Origin of the sequence: Haemophilus parahaemolyticus (genome assembly GCF_018373095.1) — a bacterium.
In the GTDB taxonomy this organism is placed as follows: Bacteria; Pseudomonadota; Gammaproteobacteria; order Enterobacterales; family Pasteurellaceae; genus Haemophilus_A; species Haemophilus_A parahaemolyticus_A.
In genome coordinates, this window is sequence record NZ_JAHAHT010000085.1 from 1 (window position 1) to 7,799 (window position 7,799).

General features: G+C 43.0%; 16 protein-coding genes. 4 read left to right on the top strand and 12 right to left on the bottom strand.

What is annotated here, in order from left to right:
- The 9 genes from KH943_RS08030 to KH943_RS08070 form a co-directional block, all read right to left on the bottom strand.
- A partial coding sequence (locus KH943_RS08030; RefSeq protein WP_304109822.1) for a replication endonuclease occupies positions 1–2,184 on the bottom strand: 2,184 nt, incomplete at its 3' end.
- 2 nt (positions 2,185–2,186) lie between these two features.
- Positions 2,187–2,417: a hypothetical protein gene (locus tag KH943_RS08035; RefSeq protein ID WP_304109824.1), complete on the bottom strand. Its 231-nt coding sequence runs from the start codon at positions 2,415–2,417 to the stop codon at positions 2,187–2,189.
- Entirely contained in the window at positions 2,408–2,599 is a 192-nt protein-coding gene (locus KH943_RS08040; RefSeq protein WP_304109826.1) for a hypothetical protein, read from the bottom strand. The genes KH943_RS08035 and KH943_RS08040 overlap by 10 nt, the downstream gene beginning before the upstream one ends.
- A gap of 10 nt (positions 2,600–2,609) precedes the next feature.
- Positions 2,610–2,819: a hypothetical protein gene (locus KH943_RS08045; RefSeq protein WP_304109828.1), complete on the bottom strand. Its 210-nt coding sequence runs from the start codon at positions 2,817–2,819 to the stop codon at positions 2,610–2,612.
- A gap of 89 nt (positions 2,820–2,908) precedes the next feature.
- On the bottom strand, positions 2,909–3,166 hold the full coding sequence (locus tag KH943_RS08050; protein WP_304109830.1) for a hypothetical protein: 258 nt from the start codon (positions 3,164–3,166) through the stop codon (positions 2,909–2,911).
- Positions 3,167–3,316: 150 nt separating this feature from the next.
- Positions 3,317–3,613, bottom strand: a complete 297-nt coding sequence (locus KH943_RS08055; RefSeq protein ID WP_304109832.1) for a hypothetical protein — start codon at positions 3,611–3,613, stop codon at positions 3,317–3,319.
- A gap of 84 nt (positions 3,614–3,697) precedes the next feature.
- Positions 3,698–3,982, bottom strand: a complete 285-nt coding sequence (locus tag KH943_RS08060; RefSeq protein WP_304109834.1) for a hypothetical protein — start codon at positions 3,980–3,982, stop codon at positions 3,698–3,700.
- Between the two features lie 12 nt (positions 3,983–3,994).
- Positions 3,995–4,198 carry a hypothetical protein gene (locus KH943_RS08065; RefSeq protein WP_304109836.1) on the bottom strand — a complete coding sequence of 68 codons (204 nt, stop codon included), beginning with the start codon at positions 4,196–4,198 and terminating at the stop codon, positions 3,995–3,997.
- A gap of 82 nt (positions 4,199–4,280) precedes the next feature.
- Positions 4,281–4,745 (bottom strand): hypothetical protein, encoded by a 465-nt coding sequence (locus KH943_RS08070; RefSeq protein WP_304109838.1) that lies wholly within the window; start codon positions 4,743–4,745, stop codon positions 4,281–4,283.
- Positions 4,746–4,805: 60 nt separating this feature from the next.
- Between KH943_RS08070 and KH943_RS08075 the strand changes: the two genes are divergently transcribed.
- Positions 4,806–5,075, top strand: a complete 270-nt coding sequence (locus KH943_RS08075; RefSeq protein WP_304109839.1) for a hypothetical protein — start codon at positions 4,806–4,808, stop codon at positions 5,073–5,075.
- Here the strand turns inward: KH943_RS08075 and KH943_RS08080 are convergent.
- Positions 5,035–5,247 (bottom strand): hypothetical protein, encoded by a 213-nt coding sequence (locus KH943_RS08080; protein WP_005706283.1) that lies wholly within the window; start codon positions 5,245–5,247, stop codon positions 5,035–5,037. The two genes, KH943_RS08075 and KH943_RS08080, sit on opposite strands and share 41 nt — an antisense overlap.
- 61 nt (positions 5,248–5,308) lie before the next feature.
- Here KH943_RS08080 and KH943_RS08085 point away from each other — a divergent pair, with 61 nt between their 5' ends.
- Positions 5,309–5,602, top strand: a complete 294-nt coding sequence (locus KH943_RS08085) for a hypothetical protein (protein WP_304109843.1) — start codon at positions 5,309–5,311, stop codon at positions 5,600–5,602.
- On the opposite strand, the gene KH943_RS08090 is transcribed toward KH943_RS08085, so the two are convergent.
- Both KH943_RS08090 and KH943_RS08095 read right to left on the bottom strand, forming a co-directional pair.
- The gene (locus KH943_RS08090) at positions 5,569–5,862 is read right to left on the bottom strand and encodes a hypothetical protein (RefSeq protein ID WP_304109844.1); all 294 of its coding nucleotides are present in this window, start codon (positions 5,860–5,862) and stop codon (positions 5,569–5,571) included. The two genes, KH943_RS08085 and KH943_RS08090, sit on opposite strands and share 34 nt — an antisense overlap.
- 2 nt (positions 5,863–5,864) lie before the next feature.
- Positions 5,865–6,035 (bottom strand): hypothetical protein, encoded by a 171-nt coding sequence (locus KH943_RS08095; protein WP_304109846.1) that lies wholly within the window; start codon positions 6,033–6,035, stop codon positions 5,865–5,867.
- 131 nt (positions 6,036–6,166) lie between these two features.
- Here KH943_RS08095 and KH943_RS08100 point away from each other — a divergent pair, with 131 nt between their 5' ends.
- On the top strand, positions 6,167–6,577 hold the full coding sequence (locus KH943_RS08100; protein WP_304109848.1) for a helix-turn-helix domain-containing protein: 411 nt from the start codon (positions 6,167–6,169) through the stop codon (positions 6,575–6,577).
- A 3-nt stretch (positions 6,578–6,580) separates the two neighbouring features.
- A complete protein-coding gene (locus KH943_RS08105) occupies positions 6,581–7,696 on the top strand; it encodes a hypothetical protein (protein ID WP_304109849.1) in 1,116 nt (371 codons plus the stop codon).
- Positions 7,697–7,799 lie beyond the last annotated feature (103 nt).

A 7,799-nucleotide genomic window follows, 5' to 3' on the forward strand; every position in this document is an offset into this window, starting at 1 on the left:
AGGAATACCCCGACTTTTCACGGCATATTCCAACCGTTTCAGCTCCGCTTGGTGAGTTTGGAAAAATTCCACCAACTGCTCGGCTGAACTTAAGCCCCGTTCAATCACTGAACCCTTGCTACGCTTAGGGTTACAGTTATTGACACAAGTCCAAGCGGGGCAAAGCCCCGTATTTTTAGCCTCAGCATTCGCTGAGGCAGTTTGATGATTTTGCTCTTGTGCTCTCATTGCTTTTTGCTCCGCCCAATCTCTCGGCTTACGAAGAATCGCCCACACTTTCGAACGAGTCTTGATAACCTCAACACTCGCTTTGAATCTGTTGTAAATCCCATCAATTTTTGAACCGCTTTCACCGTATTTATTCGCTTCGCGTTCCTCATAATGCACCGCACACACCGCATCTTTAAAACTGCCACCGCCTTGTTTTTCCATATAAAAGGCGTAATCGCTCAAGTCTGCACCTAAGCGGAGTTCTTCCAGCTTGTCATCAGCCAAAGGTTGCATACAGCGGCGAAGCTCACGCCACACCGAAATCGACCCCACCCCATAGAACTGGAATTGACGAATACCCCAAAGAGATGCCCACGCACGCACACGGCGAGCATTCTCTTTAAGCGGTAATTCTTCGGCTTCGTCAGATTTCAAATCCTGCTCATCAAAGCCATCAATGTTCTTACTGATATATTTCGCAATATAAGCCGTCGCACTGCCTTTGGTTTTATCGCAGAATTCCACCTTGCAACGGTGTTTATCTGCACCTTGCTCATCTCCGTCTAACTCCAACGCTTTTGCACGGAATAAACGCACCGTCTCTTCCACATCACGCTCTAACACATACACCAACAAATGCCAGTGAGGCGTTGCATCGTGATGCGGTTCAGCCACACGCATCCCTTTCGCCTTAATACCACGTTTTGCCCACAACGCACGCAATTGAGCCCACACCTTATTCAAATAAGCGTGGGTCTCTTTCGGGCTTGCGCCAGACCACTTCCCATTCTGACCGCCTTTACTGTGTTGAGCGTGGAATGAAGAAGGGGCGGTAAGCGTCAAAAATAACGCTTTGTAGCCCTTCTCTTCTGCCCACTCTTCCACACCGCGGAGACGGGTCATCATTTCATAACGGCGAATGGTCGGATTAGCATTCGATTTCAACCACATCTCGAACAGTTCCACCTGCTCTTCTTGGTTGTCGATGTTTTGGATGATCTGCCCACGCAAGAAATCATAGTTTTTACGCAACTGCGATTTATACTCACGAAAGCCATCAAAAGAAATGTATGCAGACACACCTTGACGCACCTCACCACACGCAATGGCTACGTGCTCAAGCATCTGACGCCGAGTTTTACGCAACAAACTCCCCCACCAATCTTGGCAAACCACCTTATTTAAAGCGATTTCCATCTGGCGAAAATTCGGGCTTTCACCCTCGTTGATTTTGTGCTGATAACTCTCCCAATAAGGCAGCATAAAGCCAACCTTTTCACACAACTCGCCACATTTAGCATAAATCTCGCCTAATACGCCCTCTAATTCCTCATCAGAGTAATCTTGACGCACTTCCGCAAGCTGTGTGAAAAAATTGACTTGAATGGTTTGGAAAATATCGCCCATTGTCGCAGCCATCTTTTCCAATTTATTATTGGTCATCAAATAAAATGGCACACGTTTCTTTTCGTCTAGGCTCTCGTGCTCACGCACCAAACCAAAAGAAGAAAACAAATCATCCGCTGCATAACCGTGCGCCCATTCCCATTTCTCTTGAGCCGTTTTAGCCAGCCACGCAAGGTCAAAATCGTAACGAGCAAACACCTTGCCTAAACGTTGGTTCATCAAATCACGCAAGAAATTATTGGCGTGATCAACCTGTTTGTTACCAGCCATAAAGGCAATGGAGCCGTCATCTTTAACCGATTTCAGCTCACGTAAATAGAGTTTACGGAAATGATCACGCTGTTGTTTGCGTGGTAAACGTTGCAGTAATTCCTCCACCCAGTCATAAATATCTTTTGGCACAGAAGCAAACAAATCCATCTGTGACTGAGTGGCTTGTGGGTCAATTTCCGAAAGGGCAAGCGGTCGGATTTCTCTGGCATTTCTCAACTGTGCCAAATCGGCAAAAGCCGCACGTTGTGCAGCTTCCACCTCTTTTGCTCTTGCTTCGTAATTCCGACCTTGCATACCTAACATCTTTGACTAATCGTAAATTTCACCTTACTTGCCCGATTGAGCAATGCCAACAAATGTGCGTGCTCGCGTTTCCACTGTAAAAACGCCAAATGCAACGCCTCATCTAAATCGGGGGAAATATCCATCATCTCGCCCCCTCGACTCACCACCCACGACTGACCATCTAACGGATCGGCAGGTAATGCCAACTCAAAGGTAAACTCACTCACTGCAATTAATGGCATAACTCACTCCCAATCTTTTTCAGCTCATCCGCCCAATAGAACGCCTGATTAGCCCAACGCATCCCATTGTGCCAATCGTTCATATCACGGCTTTTACGAAAGGCATTAAACCAGGTGTTGGCGTTATCTCTTGCCGCCTTCATCCCAATCGCAGCACGGTTAAAATCTTGCTTGGTGTACATCTTTCTTTCCTCAATCCGCTCTATTGATGCGGTTTTCTAAAATCTTGGCATCGTACTCAACGCCGTGTTTAATATTTACAATGTCTTCGAAAAGCAGCAGTGTGTTCTTGATGATGCGTTTTTGTTGGCTGTTGTAACCGCCCCAAAAAGTCGGCTCACCAGCAATGTTTGCCCCGCGTAAAATCACCGCCTGCAATTCAGGCGTTAAGCGGCACCACACCTGAGAAGCCTTATCAAGACAAAAAGTTTTGTTATTTGTAATTCGGTTTTTGATTACCTCATTCAACAAAGAACGCATTTCACACCTCGCTATGATTCGGGATTCTCTACTGCCTTAATCGCTTTCATCAACGCATCAAAATCACGCACCTCAAACGCCAACATCTCGGTAAGCATCCGTTCGAAGTAACCTTTCGCTTTTTTCACTTGCTCGACCATCTCAACAGGGTTCAATCTCTCTTCAAGACAACGGCTCATCGCAAACCCCGCTTTTTCTGAAAGGTCGTTAATCTCTATCGCAGCCTTGTAGATTTCATCCACTTTCTTCATTGGATTTTTCGTATTCACCACACACCTCACTTTGCTACATCAAGCAACAACGCAAACGCTACACTGAACAAACAAGCGAGGGTAAACCCCACCACCCAAATGCCCACTTGGCATAACCAATCCATCAACACATCAAACACACGTTTTTTGTTTACCGTTCTTCATTTCTCAACTCCAAAAGTGCTTAAATTTAAACCACCAAATACGCCACCACGAACGCTGTTCTAACAGCTCATAAGCGACCTTAAGCCGATAACGCATACCTTTCACGCTATAAGTCAGCGTATTCACTTTTATCTCCAACTGGTTCAGTAAATCGTGAATCTGCTCACTATCCACACGGTCTAGCTCTTTTTGCTCCTCCAATGCCTTTACGCGTTGCTCCAAAAAGAACGACACATCACGACGTTTTCTTAACTTCACTCGCTTTTGCCAGCGAGCTTTTCTTACTCTGTAACTGCTCATAAATTGCCCTTTTTCCTAAATTTAGCGTGCAAAAATCCACGCCTTGCAAAAAAGGCGTGAAAAATTACCGCTTGTTATTAAAAATTAGTCTTGATTTTGAGGGGCTTTCTCGCCTTCAATCACGCCATTAAATAAATCTGGCGTGTTTAAATCAGCCTCTTTCAAAATCTTATTGATGCGTAACGCCTCAGGGCGTTCGTGATAGACTGGTGTGCGAACCCGTGTAATCTGGCTCAACACTTTTAATTCCGTGCCACAATTGTTGCAATACAAAGTCACATCAATTGCCAACAGACCGACTTTCTCCGATGTTCTCACTCTTAAATTTTTACTTCCGCAGTTTGTGCAGAAGTGATCGATATTTGCCATTACCTTACCTACCTAATACGGCTGACTTGCCGCGTATTGAAACCACTTCACCAAATTTACCAGAGTTCGCTCACCTTTCTTTTTCGGCATAATCGGAATAATGCCCTTTTCAATGGCTTTTCTAGCACAATCTTTATCAATACCCGTTCGCCGCTCAAACTCTTCAAGATTGCAAAACGGTGTATCCAACTGAATAATCAACGGCTGTTGCTCCATACCTCCCTCCGTTTTATGTTATATTCCCAATCCCCATCACTTAAAAAAGGACTTAAAATGAGTACTGAAACCCAAAACCAAATCACTTTTTACCAACAATTAGCTGAGCATTACGCTCAACAACTGCTTGACTCTCAAGTAGAGATTGCTCGTATTCTTTCATCCGTTCCAGACAAAGGCACCACGCTTTACCACTACCTTCAATTACTTCGCTTAAGGACTGAATCATCGCGTCAGTTGCTTTCAACGCTGCCAAATACACCTGATCATCTGCTAAATGATGCCCATCGTTATTACTCAACCCAACTGGCTCTGATTGAGCAGCTAGAAAAGGTATATTCGGACATTCTGCCCGATGAAGTGATTGAACTGACTGTGCCATCACCGACTGAGTAAAAAGCGATTGCAACTGATTACGTTGAGCATATAAACGGCAAAGTTGAACACTACAATCTGGCGAACTTGCCCCAAAACTAATCGCGCAATGCTCGATTAACTCACGCAACGCCTTGTTTAATGCACGGCGTTGTTTCTCTCTCTCACTCATTGACTTACCTCTCTGTATTTGTTTATATTTCCTTTCCGTTTAACCAAAAAGGAACTTAAAATGAAATCTAAATATCTTGTAGACCCAACCACCTTTGAACTGCCTGCATTTGATGCTCAAATCACGCAATATGTTGAAGAGGAAGGGGCGGACCCTTACGGCTCAACAGATTGCTATATTGGCATCTATCACAACGGGGTTTTATATCGTCGCCTCACTGCAGAAGGCTTAACCGAATGGGTGGGCTGTGATAACTTTCTATTTTCGCTTGGCTTAACCAAGCTTGAAGCTAAACAAGGCTATGATTCTCTGTTTGAACAGCCTGCTTAATCTGATCAAGTTCTTTTTCAAACTGGGCTATGCCCGCTTTTTTAATATATGCCAGTGCATAGCTCATCATCTTTACATCTTGCGGTGTAAAGATTTCTCTTGCGGCTTGGTGATCAAATTCTGCAAGTTGTTTTAATTCCCATACTGCTGAGCTTTTTTCTTGTTCACTCATTGACTTACCTCTCTGGGTTTGTTTATATTTCCTTTTCGTTTAACTTAAAAAGGAACCTAAAATGAAATCGAAATACCTTGTTGACCCAACCACTTTTGAACTGCCTGCTATTGATGCGGAAATTACCGCATTTGTTGAAAATCAAGCCGTTAAGTATGCAGATGAGGTTTTTCATATGGCGATTGAACACAACGGCAAAGTGTATCGTGTGGTCACTTGTGAAGAGGGACTTACCGACCTGCAAGACTTCAACAACTTTATGAACAAACACGGCTACACAGATTTAGCTTGGGAGTGGGGCTCACACAAAGGCTATTCGTCTTACTTTGTGATTAAATCCAACTTACGCTCATAAGCCTCTAGCAAATTGCGTTTGGCACGTTCAAACGCAATTTCTGCTTTTGTGGCTTCCAAGCCATAATTCTCAATATATTTAAAAAGATAACTGGCTGTAGCGAGCTGTTCCTCGCTCATTGTGCTGCCTAACCACTCAAGGCTTTTTTCTTTAAATGTTTTATCTTTCATTGATTTTCCTTCCGTTTTAACCTGCAAATACGCCTCATAACTTCCGCATTCTGCGACGTCTCTGAGTTGTTTGAGTTCTTGTTCACTCATTCCTACACCCCTCTTGCTTCCAGTGCTTCTTCTAACAAAATCGCAATCATTGGCGCCATCTTGCGTCTCTCTTTTATGGCTAAATCTTTTGTTCTTTTTGTAAGATCTGCAGGAATTCTCGTCTGAAATTCTTTTCCTGTCTGCTTCTCTAATTTTTCGTTGATTTCACTCACTTTTAAAACTCCTCGCTTTGTGGTATTTTTCTATTTGCATTGCTTTGCTTCATTTTGCATCGCTGTGCTTCTTGTTGTTGTGAATAATACAACCCAATTTGTGATATTTCAACCCCAAAAAGGAAAGAAAAATGGAAAAATTTTCTGTTCGCTTAATTATTGAACGAATGAAAGAAGTTTTAGGAAAAGAAAATGACAAGGCTTTGATCGAAGAATTAGGAGTTGCTCAAACAACCTTTTCAAATTGGAAAAATCGCAACAATATGCCGATTGACATGATTTTAACTTTTGCCCAGAACCATAATCTTTCGCTAGATTGGCTTATTTATGGCAAAGACAAAACTCAAGCATTAAAAGCAACGGAAAAAATGCTACTCACTGCATTTAATGAGTTGGACGACAAACAACAATTACAAGCGGTGGTTTTTGTAGGCAATCTTGCACAAGGGGGCGGAGCGAGTGGGCAGGGTGGAAGCACCATGACTGTTAATAATAGCCAAGCAGACAATATCGCCAATGGAAGCATCACTATCGGGAGATAACCTATGACCACTCAGCCTTTAGAAAGTGTGTTTGTTATTAATAGCGAACAAGCCTTTGAGCAATACATTCAAAAATTGCTCACCGAATGCGATTTAGAACAACCTAACTTTGCTTTTCCGCCTGCCCGTTTTGAAAATTGGCCCGTTTTACATTTCAATGTAAAAGGGGGCGATAAATACCATTCCACCGTCACTTCTTATTTAATTGATGGCTTAAAAGATTTTACCGACGAGATATTTCGTGCAATTTGTATAGTAAAATATGGTAAGCCCGATCTGCGTCGCCTGACTGAGAAAGACCGCGAGCAGTTCGATGTTGTGATTAAAATTGCAGAGGGTTCATCCGATGGTGAAGGTTCTGCAGAGAATATTGCCAATAGCTTTTTTACGAATATGAACGACACCTTAAAAAGTATGAATGGTTGGAAACAACTTGTTGCCTTTATCGCCTATATTGGCGTGTTAGGTGGCACAGTTAGCTTTTTAGGCTATCAATATTTCCAAACGCAAGCAGAAGAGACAAAAGCCCAAGTGGCGATTGCAGAAAAACTGTCAGATAACACCAAAGAGATGATGGCAAATCAAGCTCAAGCGTTTGTGGAACTCAATAAGCAACAGCAAGAAACCATTCAAGCCTTAATGGCAGAAAAAGCCAATGAAAGTAGAACGATTTTTAGTGAGGAGCTAGAAAAGCGTGGGGAACTTGCCTCTGAAGGTTTTATGAAACAAATTGCTAAAGATTCCGCTGTGACTGAGGCAACGGTGCAATCAACCACTGCAAGCGGTGATGAACTCAAAAAATACAAAGATAAAGCAATTACAGAAAGAGTTACTAATGATACTGCAGGCGATTTTTATATCAAAGGTTTGGAAAGAATCGGCACACTTGGCGATACATTAAGTATTACCGCTCAGCGTAAAGACGGCATCATTTTTACCTTAAAAGTGAAAGTAGAGAAACTTCAGCAATTCGAGAAAGATATCTTAACAAATGAATTAGTTATCCCTGACGAAAGCCGTCAACCCATTCGATTAGCCTACAAAGAAACGCTAAGAGATGGTAAAAAATCGGGTGTGGGTGAATTAGTTTCTGTGGCTTATAAGGAAGTGAAAAATTAGACATTTTTAACCGCTTGCAAGGCTCAACGGCTTCCGCTCAATCTGTCGGAGGGGATGGGCTTACGTGTTTAGCTTCGGCGAATCGCTCTATGTAAAAAGGTTA

Coding starts and splice junctions, on each gene's coding strand:
- KH943_RS08080 (WP_005706283.1), bottom strand. CDS start 5,247: ATGAGTGAACAAGAAAAAAGCTCAGCAGTATGGGAATTAAAACAACTT.
- KH943_RS08085 (WP_304109843.1), top strand. CDS start 5,309: ATGAAATCGAAATACCTTGTTGACCCAACCACTTTTGAACTGCCTGCT.
- KH943_RS08075 (WP_304109839.1), top strand. CDS start 4,806: ATGAAATCTAAATATCTTGTAGACCCAACCACCTTTGAACTGCCTGCA.
- KH943_RS08070 (WP_304109838.1), bottom strand. CDS start 4,745: ATGAGTGAGAGAGAGAAACAACGCCGTGCATTAAACAAGGCGTTGCGT.
- KH943_RS08040 (WP_304109826.1), bottom strand. CDS start 2,599: ATGTACACCAAGCAAGATTTTAACCGTGCTGCGATTGGGATGAAGGCG.
- KH943_RS08100 (WP_304109848.1), top strand. CDS start 6,167: ATGGAAAAATTTTCTGTTCGCTTAATTATTGAACGAATGAAAGAAGTT.
- KH943_RS08090 (WP_304109844.1), bottom strand. CDS start 5,862: ATGAGTGAACAAGAACTCAAACAACTCAGAGACGTCGCAGAATGCGGA.
- KH943_RS08105 (WP_304109849.1), top strand. CDS start 6,581: ATGACCACTCAGCCTTTAGAAAGTGTGTTTGTTATTAATAGCGAACAA.
- KH943_RS08060 (WP_304109834.1), bottom strand. CDS start 3,982: ATGGCAAATATCGATCACTTCTGCACAAACTGCGGAAGTAAAAATTTA.
- KH943_RS08055 (WP_304109832.1), bottom strand. CDS start 3,613: ATGAGCAGTTACAGAGTAAGAAAAGCTCGCTGGCAAAAGCGAGTGAAG.
- KH943_RS08035 (WP_304109824.1), bottom strand. CDS start 2,417: ATGCCATTAATTGCAGTGAGTGAGTTTACCTTTGAGTTGGCATTACCT.
- KH943_RS08065 (WP_304109836.1), bottom strand. CDS start 4,198: ATGGAGCAACAGCCGTTGATTATTCAGTTGGATACACCGTTTTGCAAT.